General features: G+C 69.4%; 24 protein-coding genes. 17 read left to right on the top strand and 7 right to left on the bottom strand.

Going from position 1 to position 22,520, the window contains the following annotated elements:
- Nucleotides 1-8 precede the first annotated feature (8 nt).
- The 7 genes from KIK09_RS25620 to KIK09_RS25590 all read left to right on the top strand — a co-directional run bounded on the left by KIK09_RS25620 (nucleotide 9) and on the right by KIK09_RS25590 (nucleotide 8,587).
- The gene (locus KIK09_RS25620) at nucleotides 9-407 is read left to right on the top strand and encodes a YbaB/EbfC family nucleoid-associated protein (protein ID WP_214321886.1); all 399 of its coding nucleotides are present in this window, start codon (nucleotides 9-11) and stop codon (nucleotides 405-407) included.
- Nucleotides 408-657: 250 nt separating this feature from the next.
- Nucleotides 658-747 carry a K(+)-transporting ATPase subunit F gene (kdpF, locus tag KIK09_RS25615; protein ID WP_214321885.1) on the top strand — a complete coding sequence of 30 codons (90 nt, stop codon included), beginning with the start codon at nucleotides 658-660 and terminating at the stop codon, nucleotides 745-747.
- Entirely contained in the window at nucleotides 747-2,408 is a 1,662-nt protein-coding gene (gene kdpA / locus KIK09_RS25610) for a potassium-transporting ATPase subunit KdpA (RefSeq protein WP_214321884.1), read from the top strand. Before kdpF ends, kdpA begins: the two co-directional genes overlap by 1 nt.
- A gap of 1 nt (nucleotide 2,409) precedes the next feature.
- The gene (gene kdpB, locus KIK09_RS25605; RefSeq protein WP_214321883.1) at nucleotides 2,410-4,506 is read left to right on the top strand and encodes a potassium-transporting ATPase subunit KdpB; all 2,097 of its coding nucleotides are present in this window, start codon (nucleotides 2,410-2,412) and stop codon (nucleotides 4,504-4,506) included.
- A complete protein-coding gene (locus KIK09_RS25600; RefSeq protein ID WP_214321882.1) occupies nucleotides 4,507-5,385 on the top strand; it encodes a potassium-transporting ATPase subunit C in 879 nt (292 codons plus the stop codon).
- Nucleotides 5,382-7,922 carry a DUF4118 domain-containing protein gene (locus KIK09_RS25595; protein WP_214321881.1) on the top strand — a complete coding sequence of 847 codons (2,541 nt, stop codon included), beginning with the start codon at nucleotides 5,382-5,384 and terminating at the stop codon, nucleotides 7,920-7,922. The genes KIK09_RS25600 and KIK09_RS25595 overlap by 4 nt, the downstream gene beginning before the upstream one ends.
- On the top strand, nucleotides 7,919-8,587 hold the full coding sequence (locus KIK09_RS25590; RefSeq protein WP_214321880.1) for a response regulator: 669 nt from the start codon (nucleotides 7,919-7,921) through the stop codon (nucleotides 8,585-8,587). Before KIK09_RS25595 ends, KIK09_RS25590 begins: the two co-directional genes overlap by 4 nt.
- Before the next feature lie 92 nt (nucleotides 8,588-8,679).
- Here the strand turns inward: KIK09_RS25590 and KIK09_RS25585 are convergent, their stop codons facing one another.
- From KIK09_RS25585 to KIK09_RS25560, 6 genes are all read right to left on the bottom strand, one after another.
- Nucleotides 8,680-9,294 carry a DUF1707 SHOCT-like domain-containing protein gene (locus KIK09_RS25585; protein WP_308164279.1) on the bottom strand — a complete coding sequence of 205 codons (615 nt, stop codon included), beginning with the start codon at nucleotides 9,292-9,294 and terminating at the stop codon, nucleotides 8,680-8,682.
- Nucleotides 9,291-10,085, bottom strand: a complete 795-nt coding sequence (locus tag KIK09_RS25580) for an alpha/beta fold hydrolase (protein ID WP_250573765.1) — start codon at nucleotides 10,083-10,085, stop codon at nucleotides 9,291-9,293. The genes KIK09_RS25585 and KIK09_RS25580 overlap by 4 nt, the downstream gene beginning before the upstream one ends.
- A gap of 505 nt (nucleotides 10,086-10,590) precedes the next feature.
- The gene (locus KIK09_RS25575; protein ID WP_214321879.1) at nucleotides 10,591-10,917 is read right to left on the bottom strand and encodes a DUF1048 domain-containing protein; all 327 of its coding nucleotides are present in this window, start codon (nucleotides 10,915-10,917) and stop codon (nucleotides 10,591-10,593) included.
- Nucleotide 10,918: 1 nt separating this feature from the next.
- Nucleotides 10,919-11,275: a DUF1048 domain-containing protein gene (locus tag KIK09_RS25570; RefSeq protein WP_214321878.1), complete on the bottom strand. Its 357-nt coding sequence runs from the start codon at nucleotides 11,273-11,275 to the stop codon at nucleotides 10,919-10,921.
- Nucleotides 11,272-11,598, bottom strand: a complete 327-nt coding sequence (locus tag KIK09_RS25565; protein WP_214321877.1) for a PadR family transcriptional regulator — start codon at nucleotides 11,596-11,598, stop codon at nucleotides 11,272-11,274. The genes KIK09_RS25570 and KIK09_RS25565 overlap by 4 nt, the downstream gene beginning before the upstream one ends.
- 529 nt (nucleotides 11,599-12,127) lie before the next feature.
- Nucleotides 12,128-12,445 carry a hypothetical protein gene (locus KIK09_RS25560; protein WP_214321876.1) on the bottom strand — a complete coding sequence of 106 codons (318 nt, stop codon included), beginning with the start codon at nucleotides 12,443-12,445 and terminating at the stop codon, nucleotides 12,128-12,130.
- Between the two features lie 174 nt (nucleotides 12,446-12,619).
- On the opposite strand from KIK09_RS25560, the gene argG reads away from it, so the two are divergent.
- Complete coding sequence (gene argG / locus KIK09_RS25555; RefSeq protein WP_214321875.1) at nucleotides 12,620-14,065, top strand: argininosuccinate synthase; 1,446 nt, start codon at nucleotides 12,620-12,622, stop codon at nucleotides 14,063-14,065.
- A gap of 70 nt (nucleotides 14,066-14,135) precedes the next feature.
- Here argG and KIK09_RS25550 read toward each other — a convergent pair whose 3' ends face one another.
- Nucleotides 14,136-14,396, bottom strand: coding sequence for an SAV_915 family protein (locus KIK09_RS25550; protein WP_214321874.1), 261 nt, complete (start codon nucleotides 14,394-14,396; stop codon nucleotides 14,136-14,138).
- A 214-nt stretch (nucleotides 14,397-14,610) separates the two neighbouring features.
- Here KIK09_RS25550 and KIK09_RS25545 point away from each other — a divergent pair, with 214 nt between their 5' ends.
- The 9 genes from KIK09_RS25545 (at nucleotide 14,611) to KIK09_RS25505 (ending at nucleotide 22,520) form a co-directional block, all read left to right on the top strand.
- Nucleotides 14,611-16,395 (top strand): APC family permease, encoded by a 1,785-nt coding sequence (locus KIK09_RS25545; RefSeq protein ID WP_214321873.1) that lies wholly within the window; start codon nucleotides 14,611-14,613, stop codon nucleotides 16,393-16,395.
- 129 nt (nucleotides 16,396-16,524) lie between these two features.
- Nucleotides 16,525-16,878, top strand: a complete 354-nt coding sequence (locus tag KIK09_RS25540; RefSeq protein ID WP_214321872.1) for a hypothetical protein — start codon at nucleotides 16,525-16,527, stop codon at nucleotides 16,876-16,878.
- Between the two features lie 57 nt (nucleotides 16,879-16,935).
- The gene (locus KIK09_RS25535) at nucleotides 16,936-17,556 is read left to right on the top strand and encodes an acyl-CoA-like ligand-binding transcription factor (protein WP_214321871.1); all 621 of its coding nucleotides are present in this window, start codon (nucleotides 16,936-16,938) and stop codon (nucleotides 17,554-17,556) included.
- A gap of 157 nt (nucleotides 17,557-17,713) precedes the next feature.
- The gene (locus KIK09_RS25530; RefSeq protein WP_214321870.1) at nucleotides 17,714-19,243 is read left to right on the top strand and encodes an FAD-dependent monooxygenase; all 1,530 of its coding nucleotides are present in this window, start codon (nucleotides 17,714-17,716) and stop codon (nucleotides 19,241-19,243) included.
- Nucleotides 19,244-19,338: 95 nt separating this feature from the next.
- Nucleotides 19,339-19,746, top strand: coding sequence for a TOBE domain-containing protein (locus tag KIK09_RS25525; protein ID WP_214321869.1), 408 nt, complete (start codon nucleotides 19,339-19,341; stop codon nucleotides 19,744-19,746).
- A gap of 23 nt (nucleotides 19,747-19,769) precedes the next feature.
- Nucleotides 19,770-20,495, top strand: a complete 726-nt coding sequence (gene modA, locus KIK09_RS25520) for a molybdate ABC transporter substrate-binding protein (protein ID WP_214322157.1) — start codon at nucleotides 19,770-19,772, stop codon at nucleotides 20,493-20,495.
- Nucleotides 20,495-21,289, top strand: coding sequence for an ABC transporter permease (locus KIK09_RS25515; protein WP_214321868.1), 795 nt, complete (start codon nucleotides 20,495-20,497; stop codon nucleotides 21,287-21,289). The genes modA and KIK09_RS25515 overlap by 1 nt, the downstream gene beginning before the upstream one ends.
- Entirely contained in the window at nucleotides 21,271-22,317 is a 1,047-nt protein-coding gene (locus KIK09_RS25510) for an ABC transporter ATP-binding protein (RefSeq protein WP_250573764.1), read from the top strand. The genes KIK09_RS25515 and KIK09_RS25510 overlap by 19 nt, the downstream gene beginning before the upstream one ends.
- Nucleotides 22,314-22,520 carry a hypothetical protein gene (locus tag KIK09_RS25505; protein WP_214321867.1) on the top strand — a complete coding sequence of 69 codons (207 nt, stop codon included), beginning with the start codon at nucleotides 22,314-22,316 and terminating at the stop codon, nucleotides 22,518-22,520. The genes KIK09_RS25510 and KIK09_RS25505 overlap by 4 nt, the downstream gene beginning before the upstream one ends.

The raw sequence follows: 22,520 nt of genomic DNA, 5'->3' as shown, positions 1-22,520 counted from the left end.
TCGGTCGCATGTTCGGTTCTTCAGAAGACCTGGATCGGATGATCGGCGAGAGCGAGCGCGCCATCCGCCGGCTGCACGAGGCGGCCTCCGAGCTCCACGCGATCACGGGCGAGGGCGAGGACGGGCACGTCCGCGCCACGGTGGATCACACGGGCAGGGTGGTGCGCGTCGCGCTCGATCCACGGGCGATGCGCCAGGAAAGCCACGAGCTCGCCGATTCCGTGACGCGTGCCGTACAGCTCGCGCAGGATGACGCGGTCGCCAGAGAGCTGGCCCTTGTGACGGACGCGCTGGGCCCTGACGAGGTCCTCGGCTCTCTGCAGGAGCAACTGGACAGGGCTCAGGACGCGTTCACGCGCGCCCTCGACGCGCACGCCACGGCCATGGACCGGCTGGGCCGTTCGTGATCAGGTACGGCGCGCTGACGCCCCGGTTTGGGCTGGTGAGGCGTGGCGTATGGAAGGTGTCAATTCTCAGCGCCGAGTCGTATGAAAGCCGTCAAGAAAGGCAATATCGGTCATTTCCCGTTATTTGCTGTCCCCTGCAAGCAATTCACATCCGGATCAGAGGAGTGGGGATGGCAGACGTCATCTTCGTCGTCCTGACGATCGCGATCTTCGTGATCTTCGGGTTTGTCGTGAAGGCGGTGGAACGCCTGTGAGCGTGATCAACGCCACCGGGCTCGGTATGGCCGTCCTGCTGGTGATCTTCATGGTCGCGGCCCTGCTCTTTCCGGAGCGGTTCTGATGAGCGCCACAGCAGCGGGGATCATCTTCCTCGTCTCCCTGATCGTCGCGCTCTGCCTGGTGCACAAGCCGTTCGGCGACTACATGTACCGGGTCTACAGCGGGACCAAGCACAACGCCGTCGAGCGGGTCATCTACAAGCTGATCGGCGTGCGCCCCGACTCCGAGCAGCGCTGGGGCGTCTACGCCCGCAGCGTGCTGGCCTTCTCGGTGATCTCCATCCTGGTCGTGTACGGCATGCAGCGCCTGCAGGACAAGCTCCCGCTCACCATCGGCATGAAGCCCGTCACCGACCACATCGCGTGGAACACCGCGATCAGCTTCGTCACCAACACCAACTGGCAGGCCTACTCCGGTGAGTCCACCATGGGCTACCTGGTGCAGATGGGCGCGCTGGCGGTGCAGAACTTCGTCTCGGCGGCCGTCGGCATGGCGGTGGCGATCGCGCTGGTGCGCGGCTTCGCCCGCAACAAGTCCGACACGCTGGGCAACTTCTGGGTCGACCTGGTCCGCGGTTCGATCCGCATCCTGCTGCCCATCGCCTTCGTCGGCGCGCTGGTGCTGGTGGCGGGCGGCCTGATCCAGAACCTGGCCGACCCGCACACGATCACCACGCTGACCGGCGGCAGCCAGACCATCACCGGCGGCCCGGTGGCCAGCCAGGAGGTCATCAAGGAGCTGGGCACCAACGGTGGCGGTTTCTACAACGCCAACTCCGCCCACCCCTTCGAGAACACCACGAACTGGACGAACTGGTTCGAGATCTTCCTGATCCTCCTCATCCCGTTCGCGCTGCCGCGCACCTTCGGCAAGATGGTCGGCCAGGTCAAGCAGGGCTACGCCATCCTCGCCGTGATGGCCACGATCGCCCTGATGAGCGTGGTGCTGACCAACGTCTTCGAGCTGTCGGGCAACGCGACCGTGCCGCAGGCCGTGGGCGCGGCGATGGAGGGCAAGGAGGTCCGCTTCGGCGTCTCCGACTCCGCCACCTTCGCCGCAGCCACCACGCTGACCTCGACCGGAGCCGTGAACTCCTTCCACGACTCCTACACGCCGTTCGGCGGCATGATGACGATGTTCAACATGATGCTGGGCGAGGTCGCGCCCGGCGGTGTGGGCTCCGGCCTGTACGGCATGCTGATCCTGGCCGTGATCACGGTGTTCGTGGCGGGCCTGATGGTCGGCCGGACGCCGGAATACCTGGGCAAGAAGATCGGCGCCCGCGAGATCAAACTGGCCTCGTGCTACTTCCTGGTCACGCCGGTGCTGGTGCTGATCGGCACCGCCCTGGCGATGGGCTCGGCGGAGCAGCGGGCGAGCATGCTCAACAGCGGGCCGCACGGCCTGTCGGAGGTGCTCTACGCCTTCACCAGCGCCGCCAACAACAACGGCTCGGCCTTCGCCGGCATCACCGTCAACACCCCGTGGTACGACGTGGCGCTCGGCCTGGCCATGGTGTTCGGCCGCTTCCTGCCCATCATCCTGGCCCTCGGCCTGGCCGGGTCGCTCGCGGCGCAGGCGCCTGTGCCTGCCTCGGCGGGCACGCTGCCCACCCACCGTCCGCAGTTCGTCGGCATGGTGGTCGGCGTGACGATCATCCTCGTCGCGCTCACGTTCCTCCCGGCGCTCGCGCTCGGGCCGTTCGCAGAAGGACTGTCCTGATATGTCAACCCCAGTGCTGGAAGCGCCGGGCAAGGCTCCCGCGCCGCAGAAGAACGGGCGGGTCGGCGGCGGTCTGCTGGATCCGAAACAGCTGATCACCTCGCTGCCCGACGCGCTCAGGAAGCTGAACCCCGGGACGCTGTGGCGCAACCCCGTCATGTTCATCGTCGAGATCGGCGCGGTGTTCACCACCGTGCTGGCGATCGCCGAGCCGTCGTTCTTCGGCTGGGCCATCGTGGTGTGGCTGTGGCTGACCGTGGTGTTCGCCAACCTGGCCGAGGCCGTCGCCGAAGGGCGCGGCAAGGCCCAGGCGGCCACGCTGCGCAAGGCCAAGACCGACACAATGGCGCGCCTGCGGTCCGGCGAGGTCGTCCCCGCGCCCGAGCTCAAGCAGGGCGACGTCGTGGTCGTCGAGGCCGGGGAGATCATCCCGGGTGACGGCGACGTGATCGAGGGCATCGCGAGCGTGGACGAGTCGGCCATCACCGGCGAGTCCGCCCCGGTCATCCGTGAGTCCGGCGGCGACAGGTCCGCGGTGACCGGCGGCACGAAGGTGCTGTCGGACAGGATCGTCGTCAAGATCACGCAGAAGCCCGGCGAGTCGTTCATCGACCGGATGATCGCCCTCGTCGAGGGCGCCAACCGGCAGAAGACGCCCAACGAGATCGCGCTGAACATCCTGCTCGCAGCCCTGACGATCATCTTCCTGGTCGCCACGGTCACGATGCAGCCGCTGGCGATCTACTCCAAGCAGATCAACCCGGGCGTGGCCGACTCGCTCGCGCTGAACGGCAACGGCGTCACCGGCGTGGTGCTGGTCTCGCTGCTGGTCTGCCTCATCCCGACCACGATCGGCGCGCTGCTGTCGGCGATCGGCATCGCGGGCATGGACCGCCTGGTCCAGCGCAACGTGCTGGCCATGTCCGGCCGCGCCGTCGAGGCTGCGGGTGACGTCTCCACACTGCTGCTGGACAAGACCGGCACCATCACGCTGGGCAACCGGCAGGCCGGCGAGTTCGTCCCCGTCGAAGGGGTGAGCGAGCAGGAGCTCGCCGAGGCGGCGCAGCTGTCGTCGCTGGCCGACGAGACGCCCGAGGGCAGGTCCATCGTGATCTTCGCCAAACAACGGTACGGCCTGCGGGAACGCGATGTGCACAACGCCCACTGGATTCCCTTCACCGCCCAGACCCGTATGTCGGGTGTGGACGTGGACGGGAGCCAGATCCGCAAGGGCGCCGCGACCGCGGTGATGAAGTGGGTCCGCGACAACGGCGGACACCCCACCGAGCAGGTCGGCCACATCGTGGACGGCATCTCGGCCTCCGGCGGCACCCCGCTGGTGGTGGCCGAGAAGACCAAGGTCCTCGGCGTCATCCACCTCAAGGACGTCGTCAAGGAGGGCATGCGGGAGCGCTTCGACGAGATGCGCCGGATGGGCATCCGCACCGTCATGATCACGGGTGACAACCCGCTGACCGCCAAGGCCATCGCCGACGAGGCGGGAGTCGACGACTTCCTGGCCGAGGCCACGCCCGAGGACAAGCTCGCGCTGATCAGGAAGGAGCAGGAGGGCGGCCGCCTGGTCGCCATGACCGGTGACGGCACCAACGACGCTCCCGCGCTGGCCCAGGCCGACGTGGGCGTGGCGATGAACACCGGCACGTCCGCCGCCAAGGAGGCGGGCAACATGGTCGACCTGGACTCCAACCCGACCAAGCTCATCGAGATCGTCGAGATCGGCAAGCAGCTGCTCATCACCCGAGGGGCGCTGACCACCTTCTCGATCGCCAACGACATCGCCAAGTACTTCGCGATCATTCCCGCGATGTTCGCGGCGGTGTACCCGGGCCTGGACGCGCTGAACATCATGCGCCTGCACAGCCCGCAGTCGGCGATCCTGGCCGCCGTCATCTTCAACGCGATCGTCATCGTCGCGCTGATCCCGCTGTCGCTGCGCGGCGTCCGCTACAAGCCGTCCAGCGCCTCCAAGCTGCTCAGCTGCAACCTCTACCTGTACGGCCTCGGCGGCATCATCGCGCCGTTCATCGGCATCAAGCTCATCGACCTGGTCATCCAGTTCCTTCCGGGGATGTCATAAATGGAACGCATGCCAAGCTGGATCCGCCAGCACCTGGCCGCGATCAGGGCGGTCGTCGTCCTGACCGTGCTGCTGGGCCTGATCTACCCGCTGGTCACCACCGGGGTCGCGCAGGCCGTGTTCAACGGCAAGGCCAACGGCTCGATCGTGCAGAAGGACGGCAAGGACGTCGGCAGCGCGGTCATCGGCCAGCTCTTCACCGACAAGGACGGCAATCCCGTCAAGACCTACTTCCAGTCCCGCCCGTCGGCGGCCGGTGACGGCTACGACCCGACCTCGACCAGCGCCAGCAACCTGGGGCCCGAGGACATCGTGGACATGCTGCCGGTGCCCGGCAAGAAGGACGACGAGGGCAAGCCCGACGAGGGTAAGCAGTCGCTGCTCACCCAGGTCTGCGCCCGCTCCAAGGCGGTCGGCGAGCTGGAGGGCGTCAGCGGCGCCCGCCCGTTCTGCACGCCGGACGCTGTCGGCGCGGTGCTGAAGGTCTTCCCCTTCACGGGCAAGGTCACCAGGGTGGTCAGCGTCAACCAGGCCTGCCCCGCCCAGCCGTTCATCGCCGAGTACCAGGGCGTCAAGGTCGAGTGCGGCAAGCCGGATGAGGACTACTCCGCCGGTCGCACCGTACCCGTCAGGGGCGACGCCGGGACGCCCGCCGTACCCGCCGACGCGGTGACGGCCAGCGGTTCCGGGCTCGACCCGCACATCTCGGTGGCCTACGCCGAGCTGCAGGCCAAGCGGGTGGCCACCGAGCGCAAGATGGACCTGGCCAAGGTCAAGCAGCTCATCCAGGACAACACCGTCAGCCGCTCGCTCGGCTTCATGGGCGAGCCCGCGGTCAACGTCCTCGAGCTCAACCTGGCGCTGGACAAGGCCTCATGACCAGGGGCCGCCTGCGGGTCTACCTCGGGGCGGCCCCCGGGGTCGGCAAGACCTTCGCCATGCTCGGCGAGGGTCGCCGGGCCTGCGAACGCGGCAGGGACGTGGTCGTGGGTTTCGTCGAGACCCACGGCCGCGCCCGCACCGCCGACCTGCTCGACGGGATGGAGGTGATCCCCCGCAAGACCCTGGTCTACCGGGGGGCCACCTTCACCGAGCTCGACGTCGACGCGGTCATCGAGCGGGCTCCCAAGGTCGCGCTCATCGACGAGCTGGCGCACACCAACGTGCCCGGCTCCCGCAACACCAAGCGGTGGCAGGACATCGACGAGATCCTGGACGCCGGGATCGACGTCATCTCCACGGTCAACATCCAGCACCTGGAGTCGGTCAACGACGTCGTCGAGCAGATCACCGGCATCCCGCAGCGGGAGACCGTACCCGATGAGGTGGTACGGCGGGCCGACCAGGTCGAGCTGGTCGACATGTCCCCCGAGGCGCTGCGCCGCCGCATGGCCCACGGCAACATCTACATGCCGGAGAAGGTCGATGCCGCCCTGGCCAACTACTTCCGGGTCGGGAACCTGACCGCGCTGCGGGAGCTGGCTCTGCTGTGGGTCGCGGGCAAGGTGGACGAGCAGCTGGACCGTTACCGCGCCGACCACGGCATCGAGGGCACGTGGGAGGCCCGCGAGCGGGTGGTGGTCGCGCTGACCGGCGGCCCCGAGGGCGACACTCTGGTACGGCGGGCCGCGCGCATCGCCGCCCGCAGCAAGGGCGCCGACCTGCTGGCCGTGCACGTCACCCACGCCGACGGCCTGTCGGGCGGCGACCCGGCGAACCTGGCGCACCAGCGGGCGCTGGTGGAGTCGATGGGCGGCACGTATCACCAGGTCGTGGGGGACGACATCCCGCGGGCGCTGCTCGACTTCGCGCGCGGGGTGAACGCCACCCAGCTGGTGCTCGGCGCCTCGCGGCGGGGGCGTTTCGCGCAGGTCTTCTCGCGTGGCGTCGGGGTGGAGACCACCGCGCTGTCGGGGTCGATCGACGTGCACATGATCACGCACGAGGAGGCCAAACGGGGGCGCAGGCGCTCGCAGCACTCGCGCGCCGCGCTCACCAGGAAGCGGCGGTCGATCGGGTGGGCGATGGCGCTGCTCGGCATGCCCGCGCTGACCGCCGGGCTGATCCCGTTCCGCGATGACCTGTCGCTGCCGAGCGAGATCCTGTTCTTCCTGCTCATGACCGTCGGCGTCGCGCTGGTCGGCGGCATGTGGCCGGCCATCACGGCGGCCGTCGGCGGGTCGCTGCTGCTGAACTGGTACTTCACGCCGCCGGTCGGGGAGTTCACGATCGCCGATCCGGAGAACCTGTTCGCCCTGATCGTCTTCGTGGTCGTCGCGGCGGCGGTGTCCACGATCGTCGACATCGCGGCCCGCCGTACCAGGGAGGCCGCGAGCGCCGGCGCGGACGCCGAGGTGCTGTCGACGCTGGCCGGGCACGTGCTGCGCGGGGATGCGGCGGTGCCGTCGCTGCTGGCCAGGATGCGCGAGACGTTCGGCCTGACGTCGGTGACGCTGCTCGAGCGCATCGGCCCGCCGGGGCCCGACGACCGGTCGCAGCCGGAATCCTGGCGCATCCTGGCCACCGCGGGCGGCACTCCGTGCACCAGCCCGTCGCAGGCCGACACCGACGTCATCGTGGATGACGACCTGGTGCTGGCCGCCAGCGGGCGGCTCCTGGACGCCGAGGACCGCAGGGTGCTGGAGGCGTTCGCGGCGGAGGCCGCGGTGGCGCTGCGGCAGGAGCGGCTGCGCGAGGAGGCCTCCAGGGCCAAACCGCTGGCCGAGGCGGACGCGATGCGCACCGCGCTGCTGGCCGCCGTCAGCCACGACCTGCGCACCCCGCTCGCCTCCGCCAAGGCCGCCGTGGAGTCGCTGCGCAGCACCGAGATCGACTGGTCGGACGAAGACCGCGCGGAGCTGCTCGCCACGGCCGACGAGTCGCTGGTCCGGCTCGACCGCCTGGTGGCCAACCTGCTCGACATGAGCCGCCTGCAGGCCGGGGTCCTGGGTGTCTCGCTGGAGCCGGTCGCGCTCGAGGACATCGTGCCGCGCGCCGTCGACGACCTCGGACCGCTGCGCGACCGCGTCGACGGCGACATCTCGATCGAGCTGCCGGAGATCGTCGGCGACCCCACGCTGCTCGAACGGGTGCTGGTCAACCTCATGACCAACGCCGTGCGCTACAGCCCGCCCGGCGAGAAGGTGCTCATCACCGCCAGCTGGCACGGCGACCAGGTGGAGATCCGCGTCATGGACCGCGGGCCCGGCATCCCGCCCTCCGACCACGAGCGGATCTTCCTGCCCTTCCAGCGGCTCGGCGACCGCGACAACCACTCGGGTGTCGGCCTCGGCCTGGCGCTGTCCCGCGGGCTCACCGAGGCCATGGGCGGCACCCTCGTTCCTGAAGAGACCCCTGGGGGAGGCCTGACCATGATCCTTTCCATGCCCATCTCGTCGAGGGCGGCCGTCAGGTGACCCGCGTGCTCATCGTCGACGACGAGCCGCAGATCCTGCGGGCGCTGCGCATCAATCTGACTGCCCGCCACTACGAGGTGGACACCGCGGCCGACGGCGGCGCGGCGCTGCGCCAGGCGGCCGACAACCCTCCCGACCTGGTCATCCTGGACCTCGGCCTGCCCGACATCGGCGGCGTGGACGTCATCCACGGCCTGCGCGGCTGGTCGCAGATCCCGATCATCGTGCTGTCGGGCCGGGCCGGCAACCAGGACAAGATCGAGGCCCTGGACGCCGGTGCCGACGACTACGTCACCAAGCCCTTCGGCATCGACGAACTGCTGGCCAGGGTCCGGGCCGTGACCCGCCGGGTAGCCATCCAGGCGGCGGAGCTGGCGAGCATCCAGATCGGCGAGCACCGCGTGGACCTGACGAGCAAGACCATCTCCAACGGGATCCGCCTGACGCCCACCGAATGGCACATCCTCGAGATCCTCCTGCGCAACCCCGGCAAACTCGTCAGCCAGCGCTACCTGCTCACCCAGGTCTGGGGCGAGAAGTACCTCAAGGAAACCCACTACCTGCGCCAGTACATGACCCAGCTACGCCGCAAACTCGAACCCGACCCCGCCCACCCCACCCACCTCATCACCGAACCCGGCATGGGCTACCGCTTCACCCCCTGACCGCCCCCGAGGAGGATGGGTGCAGAAATTGGCGGTAGCGGTGATCATGCCGCCGAGGAGAGCGGATCGCGCGGTATCCGGGCCTTGCCGCGTCACTGGCGCGGCGCCTGCCACCGGGTGGTGAGCAGGCCGTGCCGCATTCGGCCTACCAAGCGGACGTACAGCGTCTGCGGCGTGTTGTCGCCCGAGTCCCTGCTGATTGCCAGCTGGCTGTGCCGTACCGACAGTTCGTTGGCATCCACCACCATGCCCGGCGCGAGGACCAGCTCCACGTTGCCGCCGGACACCCGCAGCTCGATGACCAGCTCGGGCGCGCTGCGCACCGCGCTGGTCAGGTCCAGCATCACGTCGCACCACGCGGTGCGCAGCGCCAGCCGGTGCGGAAGCGTCCACCGGCCGCCACGGCGCACCGAGCCGTGCCGCTCCTTGATGGTGAGCAGGTCGGCGGCCGGCTCGGCCGGCGTCCCAGCGAACGGCAGCGTGAGTGCGCCGTCGCTGCCTGGAACCGTGATCAAATCGACGGTGAGCGGGGTTAGCGCGTCGATGGTGCGGGCGGCCAGCGCCGCGTCCAGCCGCTCGTCGAACTCGACCGGGTCGAGCCGGCCGTCGGCGACGGCGGCGTGCAGCAGTTCGATGATCCGGTCGCGGTCCGCGTCGGACGCGCGTAGCGCGGGTGAGCTCGCATGGCCGATGATGCCGTCTGTCACGGCTTGGCCGACCGTGTGTCCTGGGTGGCGGCGAGCTCGCGTACGGCCTGGGCGACGGCGGGGGAGTCGTTGCGCAGGATCTTGCTGTGGTTGCTCGCGACCTTCGCGCTGATCTTGACGTTCGGGTTGCGGGCGAGCACAGGATCGAGCACGGCCCGTCCCTGTTCCATCTCCCCTTCCTGGCTCCCGAGGCTGTCACCCGTGGCCAGGACGAACCGCACCGGGCAGGTCAGGCGTTCGAGGACCGGCACGCTGGCGGCGGAGATCTCGTTGAGTTCGATGTTGACGTCGGCGTGCTGCTCAGCGCTCATCCGCGCGGCCAGGCCAAGCCGGGCGGCGATCGGAAAGAACAACCGCATACGGCGGAACAGCTTCCGGATCCGCTCCGCGCCGGCCTCGCCGGTGAGACCGACCGGAAAAGCGTCGACCGTGACCAGGCCGGCGACGCGGTCCGGATTCCGGTCTGCCCAGTGCCACCCCAGCACCCCACCGTAGGACCAGCCCACCAGGATCGGCCGGTCCACACCCCTCGCCTTGAGGATGGCATCGAGGTCACGGATGCACGCCTCGAACGAGTAGTCCGCCGAGCGCTTCGATTTGCCGCGAGCGCGCTCGTCGTAGGTGATGTGCCGGTAGTCGCTGCCCAGGTCGGCGATGACGCGCCGCCAGTGTGACTGGTCGGCATAGGCGCCGTTGAGGTAGACCACAGGGATACCGGGGCCGCCGGTGTCGGTCACGGCCAGCGCCGTGTCGTCGACCGGCATCATGCCGGTCCACTTCGCATTGGTCATGGTTCCTCGTCTCTGTGTTCGTTGGCTTGCGGGTTCGTCCAGTCGTCGGAGTCGCCGTCACCGGTGTTGGTGTGTGCGCGCCTTGACGATCTGCTCGGCCTTTTCCGGGGCCGTCGGCGGTGCCCAGCTCGTTTCGCACGTTGCCCGCCATCGCGTTCACATGGCGTTCACGTCGAGCCGGGGTGAGCGCGCCGTGAGCACGGTCGACGACGCGATGTCGCCGCTGGGCGAGTTCACCCGGCAGGTCGCCGGTTCGGAGGATCCGCCGGAGTTCATTGATGACACCGCAAGTGCAGATCGCGTGGACGCGGAGCTCGCCGCTGCCGGTGGAGACATCGACCGGGCCGCGCCGACGAGCGGGCTAGCGTTCAAATGTGAAGTCGACCGAGGCCGCGCTGGAGGCACCGACCGAGACGCCGACCACTACCGCACGGGCTTGAATCAGATCATCGAGGCGCTGGAACACCGTGCATGCGCCGATCAAGCGGTCCAGGGTCGGCGGGTGTTACTTCCCGGCTGTGCCGGGTTCCCCGCTGATGGACTCCTGGTAGAGGTCCGCGTAGGTGCGCGAGTCCTTGATCAGGTCGTCGCAGAAGGCAGCGACGTCGTTGCCGATGAGTTCCAGGACTCCCTTGCCGGCCGCGACGCCCTCCTCGAAGAAATCGACGAGATCGGAGAGCAGGGACCCGTCAGTCAGCCCGACCGGCCCGACCTTGAAGAAGTACCGCTGAATCTCCTTGTAGACGATCTGGTAGTCCGGCGGGAGCGCCTTGACCCGCGCCAGGTGCGCCCGCCACTGCTTCTTGCCCTCGATGATGTCCTGGATGCCCACGTCAGCCTCCTAGCCGGCCCAATTTCCTTGCGACGTTCCTGTTCAACTGCTCGCGCCACCGGTCGCGAAAGGTCCGGGCCCCTTGTCCGCCGGCCAGCGCCGCGCAGAAGCCCCCGATGTCGTCACCCAGCACCTCGCGAATGCTCTGCCCCTCGGCCGCTGTCTCTTCGAGCAGCCCCAGAGCACCGTCGAGAATCGGCATCAGGTTGCGGCCAGAGAAGTCCCCGTAGAGAAAGAGATGACCCTTGATCTCTTCCCATGCCGCCCTGTAGTCGGCCGGCAATGCCGCGGCCCGGGCTTCGAACGCCTTCCATTCCCTGGTGAGATCGCTGCCTGTCATGGTCTCCCAGAAGTTCATTTCCCGCCCTCCTTGAGCTTGTCGATGCGTGATGTGATGTACGCCCATTTCGCCCAGAACGTCGCGAGTTCTTCGCGCCCCGCGTCGTTGAGCGCGTAGAACTTGCGCGGCGGGCCCAGCCCGGACGGTCGTTTCGTCACCTGGACGAGCCCGTTCTTCTCCAGCCGCAGCAGGATGGTGTAAACCGTCCCCTCGATGACGTCGGCGAAGCCGAGTTCGTTCAGCCGACGCGTGATGGCATACCCGTAGGTCTCCTCGTTGCCGAGGATTTCGAGCACGCAGCCCTCGAGTGTGCCCTTCAGCATCTCCGTCAGGCCGTCCATGGTGGGTCCTCTTCCATCTCCCGGTACTCGGTGCCACCGAGTACCACTATACGGTACCACCGAGTAGTTGCCAATGGCACTGGCAGTACGCGCGTGGCGTAGACGCCTGGCTGAGAGGGTCGCTTCCAGCAATCGTGGAAATCCAGCGAACCTGCCTCTGACCTGCGGTTGCATTGGTATGGGATACAGAGCGCTGCGGGCACCATCCCGATTCAGGGCTACCGCTTCACCCCCCTGACCAACCCCGGAGACCATTTCAAATATGAACAAGAACGACTAATGTCACATCCGTGCGGATCATCGCGGCGCTTGCCGTAGCGACGTTGCTGTTAGCCCCCGGCACCCCCGCGGCTGCCGCCTCTCATTCGCACGCGACCTCTGCCGACTGGTGCAGGCAGAAACAACCCTCGGGCAGGTACTACTACCAGCACAAGAACCACTGGGACTGCATCTCGCCCGGCGCCTTCTGCGCCAAATCCCAGTACAACGCCTATGGATATTCCATGCGCGCCGCCGCCCACACCAAGCGCTACAAGTGCGTCCGATACTCCAGCAACACCTGGCACTGGAAGCCCGTCACCACCTGACCCCTGTGTGTCCCGGTTTGGGGCGCATCGCCGCGGGCGGTGAGGAGCCGTCCCATCGCCACCCCCTTCTCGGAAAGCGTGATGGCGCCCGCATCGCTCGGGTAATCGGTGGCGGGCTCAATCAGGATCGTGAGAATCGCCAAGGCCAAGGCCGCCGCGGCGAGCGCGTCGGCCTGGTTCACCGAGAGTGCGATGACGAGCGCGCTGATTGACGAAATCGCGATCAACGCGGACGTGATCGCGACGACGGGCCGGCTCACACGAATCCCGGACTGCTCCGTGCCTGCCAGGCGGTCACTCTGGGTTCGGACTGAATCTTCGACGGGGTGATCTTGCTTGGGGGTCGGGGCTCTGAGCAGGGGTTTTGTGGAAGGAGGTGTTTGAGGGGTGAGACGGTCTTGCATGGCCATGCATTAGTCTGCATACTTCTGCTCATGTCTAAGGTGCTCACCTCCCTGCCTGTCGGCGAACGTGTCGGCATCGCCTTCTCCGGCGGCCTCGACACCTCGGTAGCTGTCGCGTGGATGCGCGAGAAGGGTGCTGTGCCGTGCACCTACACCGCCGAGATCGGCCAGTACGACGAGCCTGACATCGCCTCCGTGCCCGACCGCGCCACCGCCTACGGCGCCGAGGTCGCGCGCCTGGTCGACTGCCGGGCGGCGCTGGTGGAGGAGGGGCTGGCGGCGCTGGCCTGCGGCGCGTTCCACATCCGCTCCGGCGGCCGCACCTACTTCAACACCACCCCGCTCGGGCGGGCCGTCACCGGCACCCTGCTGGTCCGGGCGATGCTCGAGGACGGCGTGCAGATCTGGGGTGACGGCTCCACCTTCAAGGGCAACGACATCGAGCGGTTCTACCGGTACGGCCTGCTCGCCAACCCGTCGCTGCGCATCTACAAGCCGTGGCTGGACGCCGACTTCGTCACCGAGCTCGGCGGGCGCACCGAGATGTCGGAGTGGCTGATCGCCCGCGGCCTGCCGTACCGCGACAGCACGGAGAAGGCCTATTCCACCGACGCGAACATCTGGGGCGCGACGCACGAGGCCAAGCGGCTGGAGCACCTGGACACGGGCATCGAGATCGTCGATCCGATCATGGGCGTGCGGTTCTGGGATCCCGCCGTCGAGATCGCGCCCGAGGACGTCACGATCGGCTTCGAGCACGGCCGGCCTGTGACGATCAACGGCAAGGAGTTCGCCTCGGCCGTGGACCTGGTGCTGGAGGCCAACGCCATCGGCGGCAGGCATGGCATGGGCATGTCCGACCAGATCGAGAACCGGATCATCGAGGCCAAGAGCCGCGGCATCTACGAGGCGCCGGGCATGGCGCTGCTGCACGCGGCCTACGAGCGGCTGGTCAACGCGATCCACAACGAGGACACCCTGGCCAGCTACCACATCGAGGGGCGGCGGCTCGGCCGGCTGCTGTACGAGGGCCGCTGGCTCGACCCGCAGGCGCTGATGCTGCGCGAGTCGCTGCAGCGCTGGGTCGGGATGGCGGTCACCGGCGAGGTGACGCTGCGGCTGCGGCGCGGCGAGGACTACTCGATCCTGGACACCACCGGGCCGGCGTTCAGCTACCACCCGGACAAGCTGTCCATGGAGCGCACGGAGGACTCCGCCTTCGGTCCCGTCGACCGCATCGGCCAGCTGACCATGCGCAACCTGGACATCGCCGACTCCCGCGCCAAGCTCGAGCAGTACGCGGGCATCGGCATGATCGGCAGCCCGAGCCCGACGCTGGTCGGCCCGGCGCAGGCCGCCGCGACAGGCCTGATCGGCGCGTTGTCCGCGGGCGGCGCCGAGGCGATCGCCTCGCGCGGCGAGATCCCCGACGAGGAGCTCCTCGACTCCGCCGCGATGGAGTTCGGCGTCGACTAGAGACCCACGTCCCGACCACGGTGGCCGGTCGGGACACACGCCCGCCGGGTCGAAGGGGACCAGGGGTGCGTCAGGCGGCTCCGCGGGTGATGCGGGACATGGTGCCCGCGGGGTCGATGACGATGCCGATGACGTCCAGGTCGGTGAGCATGTCGCGGAGGGCGGGTTCGGTGAGCTGGACCCACTGCTGACGTGTGCCGAGCACCTTGGCCAGCCGCACGGGGGAGGAGAAGGCGACGGCCGTCCGCTTGCCCGACGCGGTGCGGAACAGCCGCAGCGACGAGCCGTAGGCGCCCATGCGGACGGGGACGAACAATCGGGGCTCTGGCATCGGAAGGCTCCTCCTGGGAAATGCGTACGAGAAGGGACGCTAGGGCCGCTTCTCCCGAAATAGCAGAATCACTACGCGATCTGGACGCCAGAGCGGCGGAATGTTGACGCCTGGGCGTGCCTGCGTACATATCGCATATTTTTTGGCGGGATAGGGCGTCAGGAATCCGTATGGATGGGCAGAGGTCGTCGCAACGATTGCCACGATTAGGGGCATGTCAACTCTGACCGCCACGAAGGAGCCCGCCGATCTCGGCGACAAGCACCGGCTCTCGGTGATCGGGGGCCTCGCGGCCCTGTCGCTGGACGCCATGGCCTCGGTGGCATACGGCCCCGAGGCGATCGTGCTGGTGCTCGCCCTGGCGGGCGGTGCGGGGCTCGGGTTCACGATCCCCGTCACGATCACGATCGCGGTGCTGCTCGCCGTACTGACCCTGTCCTACCGTCAGGTGATCGCGGCCTTCCCCGAGGGCGGCGGCGCGTACGGCGTGGCCAAGACCTACCTGGGCCGGCGGGCCGGCCTGGTGGCCGGGGCGTCGCTGGTCGTCGACTACGTGCTCAACGTGGCGGTGTCCGTGGCCGCCGGCGTCGCGGCGCTCACCTCCGCCTTCCCCGCGCTGCTGCCGTACACGGTCTGGCTGTGCCTGGGCGTGCTGGCGCTGGTGACGGCCATCAACCTGCAAGGCATCGCGCACAGCGCCCGCGCCTTCATCGCCCCGACCGTGATCTACGTGATCGCGATCCTGCTGGTCGTCGTGGTCGGGCTGCTCCGCAGCGAGCCCGCCATGGACGTGCACCACCAGGCGCACAGCCTGCAGACGGTCGGCGTGCTGCTGCTGCTCAAGGCCTTCGCCAACGGCTGCGCCTCGCTGACCGGCGTGGAGGCCATCGCCAACGCCGTTCCCTCCTTCAAGAAGCCCCGGGTACGGCGGGCCCAGAACGCCGAGGTCGCCCTCGGCGCGCTGCTGGCGGTGATGCTCATCGGCATCGCCGTCCTGATCGAGAAGTTCGCGATCGTCCCCGTCGACGGTGTGACCGTGCTCGCGCAGGTCACGCAGGCCTCGCTGGGCGACGGGTGGCTGTTCTACCTGGTGCAGTTCTCCACGGTGGTGCTGCTCGCGCTGGCGGCCAACACCTCCTTCGGCGGCCTGCCCGTGCTGGCCCAACTGCTGGCCAACGACAACAACCTGCCGCACTTCTTCGCCCTGCGCGCCGACCGCCAGGTCCACAGGTACGGCATCGCCTTCCTCACTGTCACCTCGGCCCTGCTGCTCGTGGTGGCCCGCGGCGAGATGAACCTGCTGGTGCCGCTGTTCGCGATCGGGGTGTTCGTCGGCTTCACGCTGTCGCAGGCCGGGATGGTCCGTCACTGGGTGGTCGACAGGCCGTTGGGCTGGCGGTGGCGGGCGGCGCTGAACGGCTTCGGCGCGCTGCTGACCGCCATCGCGGCGGTGGTGGTGTCGGCGTCGAAGTTCACCGAAGGCGGCTGGCTCATCGTCGTCGCGCTGCCGCTCATGGTGGCCGCCATGGAGTGGGTGAACAGGGCCTACGGCCGCATCGGCGCCCGCCTGGGGCTGGGCGCGACGCCGGAGCCGCCGCGGCCCCGCCGTTCGCTCGTGGTGGTGCCCGTGCACGCGGTCACCCAGCTCACCCGCGACGCGTTGGCCGCCGCGCTGTCGCTGGGCGACCGGGTGATCGCCGTGAACATCACCCACCCGGAGGACGAGGCCCAGGCCCGGCGCTTCGTGGAGGAATGGGACCGCTGGGACCCGGGTGTCGAGCTGGTCCAGCTCTTCGACGCCCACCGGCGGCTGGACACGCCGCTGCTGACGTTCCTCAAGGGCATGCCCGCCGCGCACGTGTTCGTGCTCATCGCCGAGGTCGAGCCCGAGCACGCCTGGCAGCGCATGCTGCAGAACCAGCGCGGCGCCGTCCTGGCCCGCGCCCTGCGCCGCCGCACCGACGCGGTCGTGTGCCGCATGCGCTTCCGCGTGTCATGAACGCGTCAATATGCGGAGGAATCGCGTAGTAATTCCGTATGAATGGCAATGCGACGCCCTTATATGGGCGCTTATAGAAATATGAAGAACCGCGCGAAGCCGATTGAGTTCGTCATTGCAGGTGGCTTCGTGACATCCGTCGCGGGGTGCGCGGCCGCCGTCATGATGTTTTCCGACCTGCCGGGGAGGCTGGCGGCGATGGTGATTGTCGTCGGCGTGTACGCGATGTCGGTTCGCAGCGTGGTGGGCGCGCTGGCGACGGCGGTGATGGCGTGGCTGTTCGCCACCGGGTTCCTGGTCAACGCCGAGGGGATGCTGACCTTCTCGCGCGCCGATCTGCTCCGGCTCGGGCTCTTCCTGGGGGCGGGCTTGGCCGGTTGCCTGCTGTCCGTCAGGCCCGCGCGGGCCGGGCATCCGATGCGCCACCGCCCTGCGCCTGTGCTGGCCAGGCACCTGCACGCGCTCAGGGGTGCCCGCCGGTAGAAATTTTGCGCGTCCCGCATCTTTGCGTGACACGCAAGATTGTGTAGAGTGGGGCATGTGAACGATGAGCGTGCAGGCCTGCGGGAGCGCAAGAAGCAGGAGACCCGGATCGCGTTGAGCTGGGCGGCCATCCGCCTGGCCGCCGAGCGGGGCCTGGACAACGTCCGCGTGGAGGACATCGCCGCCGAGGCCGGTGTCTCGCCCCGCACGTTCAACAACTACTTCTCCAGCAAGGGGGCCGCGATCGCGGCCCGGCACCTGGAGCGGATCCGGCAGATCGCGGACGAGCTGCGCGCCCGTCCGGCCTCCGAGCCGCTCTGGGACGCGATCACCAACGCGGTGCTGGCGCGGTTCGGGCTGAGCCAGGAAGGCCACATGGACGGCCTGGACGTGCAGCAGTGGGTCTCGGCGCTCCGCCTGATGCTCACCGAGCCCTCGGTGCAGGGCGAGATCCACAGAGCCAACGCCGCGGGCGTGGCCGAGCTGGCGGTCGTGATCGCCGAGCGCACCGGCACCGACGTGACCCGTGACCTGTACCCGCGCCTGGTGGCGGGTTGTGTCGGGGCCGCCCTCGGAGTGGTCACCGACCAGTGGCTGCACGCCGAGGCGTCCGTTTCGATCCCGACGCTGCTGCGCGACGCCCTCGGCCAGGTGGCCGCGGGGCTGCCCGTCCCCTAACCGCCCCCTGCAACTCTGCGCAACCGGCAACCGGTCGGTCGATGCGCCATGCCCATAAAACACGCAGTCGGCAGGTACGCCGGTCGATGCTTCACGCCCACGCAGCCGGCGCCCCCGCCGGTCGATGCTTCACGCCCTTTTTCAGGAGGTAAGAGTCATGATCGCAGATGTCGTCATCGCCGGCGGCGGCCCCAATGGACTGATGCTGGCCACCGAGCTCGGCCTCGCAGGCCTCCGCCCGGTGGTGCTCGAGCTCCTTCCGGAACGCGCCACGGAGAACCGCGCCAACGGCCTGGTCGGCCAGGTGGTCAGGATGCTCGACCGCCGCGGACTGTACGAGCAGCTCAGCGGCTCGACGGAGCCCCCGAAGCCCGCGCCGGGCTTCGTGTTCGGCGCGCTGCCGCTGAACCTGAGCGTGCTGGACGACAATTCGCTCTACGTGCTGCAGGTGCCCCAGCTCCGCGTGCAGCAGATCCTGGCGGAGCGCGCCGTCGAACTCGGCGCCGAGCTCCGCCGCGGCCACCGGATCACCGGCCTGACGCAGCAGGACGACGCGGTCACGATCGAGGTCGAGGGCCCCGACGGTCCCTACCGCATGCGGACCCGCTACCTGGTCGGCGCCGACGGCGGCCGCAGCCTGACACGCAAGCTGGCGGGCATCGACTTCCCCGGCGTCACCAGGGACACCACGGTCTCCCTCAGCCTGCACGCCACCGTCCCCGAGACGATCGTGGATCCCGCCACCGGCGGGCTGAACGTGCCCGGCTACGGGTACGTCCCGCCGTTCATGCACCACCGCACCGAGCGGGGACTGTTCGTGTACGCGCCCTTCCCCGGAAAGCCGCCGGTCATCACCACCATCGAATGGCCCGAGGACACTCCGGGCGACGAGCAGCTGCCGACCGTGGACGAGCTACGCGCGAGCGTCGGCCGGGTGCTCGGCGTCGACGTGCCGCTCGGCGAGCCGGAAGGCGAGGGCCCGTTCCTGCGGCGCAGGCTGCTCGGCGGCAACACCCGCATCGCCGAGCGGTTCCGCGACCGCCGGATCCTGCTGCTCGGCGACGCCGCGCACGTGCACAGCGCGATCGGCGGGCCCGGGCTCAACCTGGGCCTGCAGGACGCGGTCAACCTGGGCTGGAAGCTCGCCGCCGAGATCCACGGCTGGGCCCCGCCCGGGCTGCTCGACTCCTACGAGAGCGAGCGGCGGCCGGCCTCCGAGCGGGTGGTCATGCACACCCAGGCCCAGTCGGCACTCATCGCGCCGGGCAGCGAGGTCACGGCGCTGCGCCGGCTGTTCACCGAACTGCTCGCCGACCCGCGCACGATCCAGCACGTCACGGACACCATGTCCGGCGCCGACATCCGATACGAGATGGGGAACGACGCACACCCGCTGGTCGGCCGGTTGGCGCCGGACCTGGCGGGGCTCGCCGAGCTGACCAGGGACGCCAGACCGCTGCTGCTGGACCTGACCAAGGACGGCACGCTGGCGCGGGAGCCGCGCGGCTGGAGTGACCGCGTGGACGTCGTCAGGACGCAGGTCGACGACGCGCCCGCCACCGCCCTGCTCCTGCGTCCCGACGGTTACGTCGCCTGGGCGTCGGACTCGCCCGAGCCCGGCGTGGCCGAACGTGCGGACCTGCGTGCCGCCCTGGCACGCTGGTTCGGAGCGCCTAAGGCGGAGTGATCTCGTGAATGCCTCGGCTGAGCCGTAGATCAGGTCGCTGATGCTAGGCAAGTCGGGTATTCAGGCTGGCAAGTGCGAGAGGTATGGTGATGGCTGTGACGACGTTCCGGATCAGCGAGGCGGCAGCACTGCTCGGGGTCAGCTCCGACACCATCCGGCGGTGGGTGGACGCCGGCAAGCTGGCCGCCGAGCGGGACGAGCACGGCCATCGCCAGGTCAGCGGCCCTGACCTGGCGGCCTTCGCCCGTTCCCAGATCGCCGCGGGCGACAACGGCGGGCGTTCCTCCGCGCGCAACCGCTTCAGGGGCATCGTGACCGAAGTGGTCAGGGATGCGGTGATGGCGCAGGTGGAGCTCGCTGCCGGGCCGTTCAGGGTGGTCTCGCTGATGAGCCGCCAGGCGGCCGACGAGCTGGGCCTGGAGGCCGGGGTGGTGGCGATCGCCGTGATCAAGTCCACCAACGTCGTCGTCGAGATTCCCGACCAGGAACGGAGCCCCTCTTGAAGCGTCTCGCGGCCGTCCTCACCATGGCGTTGGCGCTGGCCGGTTGCGGCTCCGCACCGGCCACCTCGAACTCCACGGGCAAGGAGCTGACCGTCTTCGCCGCCGCCTCGCTGACCGGCACGTTCACCGACCTCGGCAAGACCTTCGAGGCGGCGCACCCCGGCACCAAGGTGAAGTTCAACTTCGGCTCGAGCGCCACGCTGGCCCAGCAGATCACCCAGGGCGCGCCGGCCGACGTGTTCGCCGCGGCCAGCTCCGCCACCATGAAGACCGTCACCGACGCCTCGCTGGCGAGCTCGCCGACCACGTTCGTGCGCAACAAGCTGCAGATCGCCGTCCCCACCGCCAACCCGGCCAAGGTCACCGGGCTGAAGGACCTGGCCAACCCGAAGGTCAAGGTGGCGCTCTGCGCCCAGCAGGTGCCCTGCGGCGCCGCCGCGGTCAAGGCGCTCGACGCGGCCGGGCTCAAGGTCACCCCCGTCACGCTGGAGCAGGACGTCAAGGCCACCCTCACCAAGGTCGAGCTGGGCGAGGTGGACGCCGCGCTGGTCTACAAGACCGACGTGATCGCGGCCGCGGGCAAGGTGACGGGCATCGAGTTCCCCGAGGCCGACAAGGCGATCAACGACTACCCGATCGCCGCGCTGGCCAAGGCTCCCAACAGTGACCTGGCCAAGCAGTTCGTGGACCTGGTTCTGTCGCAGCAAGGCAAGGACGTGCTGACCAAGGCCGGGTTCGAGGCTCCCTGATGCGCCAGCGGGCCGGCTCGCGTGCTCCGTGGGTGCTGGTGGTGCCCGCCGTACTCGGGCTGGCCTTTCTGGTGCTGCCGCTGGCCGGGCTGCTGATCCGCGCGCCCTGGTCGACGTTGCTGGTACGGCTGGCCGAGCCGGCCGTGCTGGAGGCGTTGCGGCTGTCGCTGGTGTGCGCGACCGTGGCCACCGTGGTGTGCCTGCTGCTCGGGGTGCCGCTGGCCTGGCTGCTGGCCCGCGTCTCGTTCCCTGGGCGGCGCGTGGTGCGCGCGCTGGTCACCGTACCGCTGGTGCTGCCGCCCGTGGTCGGGGGAGTGGCGCTGCTCCTGGTGTTCGGGCGGCGCGGGCTGATCGGGCAGTGGCTGGAGAGCGCGTTCGGCGTGACGCTGCCGTTCACGACGGCGGGCGTGGTCGTGGCCGAGGCGTTCGTGGCGATGCCGTTCCTGGTGATCAGCGTCGAGGGCGCGCTGCGGGCGGCCGACCAGCGCTTCGAGGAGGCCGCGGCCACCCTGGGCGCCTCGCGGTGGACCGTCTTCCGCCGGGTGACGCTGCCGCTGATCATGCCGGGCGTGGTGGCGGGGGCGGTGCTGTGCTGGGCTCGGGCGCTGGGCGAGTTCGGCGCCACGATCACCTTCGCCGGCAACTTCCCCGGCACCACCCGGACCATGCCGCTGGCCGTCTACCTGGCGCTGGAGACCGAGCCCGAGGCGGCCATCGTGCTCAGCCTCGTCCTGCTGGCCGTGTCGGTGATCATCCTGGCCAGCCTGCGCGATCGATGGGTGAGCGGGTCATGACGCTGCACGCCCGCCTGGTCGTCGCCCGGCCCGCCTTCACCCTGGACCTCACGCTCGACGTCGCGCCCGGCGAGGTGGTCGCGCTGCTCGGCCCCAACGGCGCGGGCAAGACCACCGCCCTGCGCGCGCTGGCCGGGCTCGTCCCGCTCACCGACGGGCAGATCATCCTGGGCGACCGGCCGCTGCACGACGTGCCGGTCGAGGAGCGGCCCATCGGCATGGTCTTCCAGGACTACCTGCTGTTCCCGCACCTGTCAGCGCTGGAGAACGTCGCTTTCGGGCCGCGCAGCCAGGGCGTGCCGAAGTCGCAGGCCCGCGTCATCGCCGCCGACCTGCTGGAACGCGTCGGGCTCGCCTCCCAGGCCTCCTCCCGCCCGCGCCGGCTGTCGGGCGGTCAGGCGCAGCGCGTCGCGCTGGCCAGAGCGCTGGCCGTACGGCCTGCCCTGCTGCTCCTTGACGAGCCGCTGGCCGCGCTCGACGCCCACACGCGCCTGGAGATCCGCTCCGAGCTGCGGCGGCACCTGGCCGACTTCGACGGCGCCACCGTCCTGGTCACCCACGACCCGCTGGACGCCATGGTGCTGGCCGACCGGCTCGTCGTCATCGAGCAGGGCGGCGTCGTCCAGCAGGGCGCGCCCGCCGACGTGGCGCGCCATCCGCGCACCGACTACGTGGCCCGGCTGGTCGGGCTCAACCTCTACCGGGGGCACGCCGACGGCATCGGCGTCAAGGTCGGCGAGCTGCTGATCAGCACCTCCGAGCACCTGGAGGGGCCCGCGTTCGTCGCGTTCCCGCCCGCCGCGGTCGCCCTGTACCGGTCGCGGCCCGACGGCAGCCCGCGCAACCTGTGGGAGGCTCACATCGAAGGCATCGAACGGCACGGCGACAACGTCCGTGTCCACCTGCTGGGCCCCATCACGGCCTTCGCCGACATCACCCCGGCCGCCGTGGCCGACCTCGACCTGACGCCCGGCCAGTCGATCTGGGCGTCGGTCAAGGCCACCGAGACCCACGCGTACCCGGCATGAACCACGCCATCTGCCTCGGCGGCCCCTGCCACGGGGTCATGACGGACATCGACCAGGACATCGGCACCCTGGCCGTCCCGGTCCCGCGCACCTCGCCCGACGAGGTCGCCGTCTACCGCATCACCGGCGAGCGCGTCCGCTACAGCGACCAGCCGGAACCCTTCGTGGTGCTGCACTGGGCCGGCTGCTCCTGCGAGGCTTGA

Origin of the sequence: Nonomuraea sediminis (genome assembly GCF_018531495.1) — a bacterium.
Taxonomy (GTDB): Bacteria; Actinomycetota; Actinomycetes; order Streptosporangiales; family Streptosporangiaceae; genus Nonomuraea; species Nonomuraea sediminis.
The sequence above is the reverse complement of the archived record's forward strand: the minus strand, read 5'-3'. Positions and strand labels throughout refer to the sequence as shown.

Coding starts and splice junctions, on each gene's coding strand:
- KIK09_RS25565 (WP_214321877.1), bottom strand. CDS start 11,598: ATGGACGGCCTGACGGAGATGCTGAAGGGCACACTCGAGGGCTGCGTG.
- KIK09_RS25505 (WP_214321867.1), top strand. CDS start 22,314: ATGAACCACGCCATCTGCCTCGGCGGCCCCTGCCACGGGGTCATGACG.
- KIK09_RS25515 (WP_214321868.1), top strand. CDS start 20,495: ATGCGCCAGCGGGCCGGCTCGCGTGCTCCGTGGGTGCTGGTGGTGCCC.
- kdpB (WP_214321883.1), top strand. CDS start 2,410: ATGTCAACCCCAGTGCTGGAAGCGCCGGGCAAGGCTCCCGCGCCGCAG.
- KIK09_RS25595 (WP_214321881.1), top strand. CDS start 5,382: ATGACCAGGGGCCGCCTGCGGGTCTACCTCGGGGCGGCCCCCGGGGTC.
- argG (WP_214321875.1), top strand. CDS start 12,620: ATGTCTAAGGTGCTCACCTCCCTGCCTGTCGGCGAACGTGTCGGCATC.
- modA (WP_214322157.1), top strand. CDS start 19,770: ATGGCGTTGGCGCTGGCCGGTTGCGGCTCCGCACCGGCCACCTCGAAC.
- KIK09_RS25620 (WP_214321886.1), top strand. CDS start 9: ATGTTCGGTTCTTCAGAAGACCTGGATCGGATGATCGGCGAGAGCGAG.
- KIK09_RS25530 (WP_214321870.1), top strand. CDS start 17,714: ATGATCGCAGATGTCGTCATCGCCGGCGGCGGCCCCAATGGACTGATG.
- KIK09_RS25600 (WP_214321882.1), top strand. CDS start 4,507: ATGGAACGCATGCCAAGCTGGATCCGCCAGCACCTGGCCGCGATCAGG.
- KIK09_RS25550 (WP_214321874.1), bottom strand. CDS start 14,396: ATGCCAGAGCCCCGATTGTTCGTCCCCGTCCGCATGGGCGCCTACGGC.
- KIK09_RS25510 (WP_250573764.1), top strand. CDS start 21,271: ATGGGTGAGCGGGTCATGACGCTGCACGCCCGCCTGGTCGTCGCCCGG.
- KIK09_RS25580 (WP_250573765.1), bottom strand. CDS start 10,085: ATGACCAATGCGAAGTGGACCGGCATGATGCCGGTCGACGACACGGCG.
- KIK09_RS25545 (WP_214321873.1), top strand. CDS start 14,611: ATGTCAACTCTGACCGCCACGAAGGAGCCCGCCGATCTCGGCGACAAG.
- kdpA (WP_214321884.1), top strand. CDS start 747: ATGAGCGCCACAGCAGCGGGGATCATCTTCCTCGTCTCCCTGATCGTC.
- KIK09_RS25570 (WP_214321878.1), bottom strand. CDS start 11,275: ATGAACTTCTGGGAGACCATGACAGGCAGCGATCTCACCAGGGAATGG.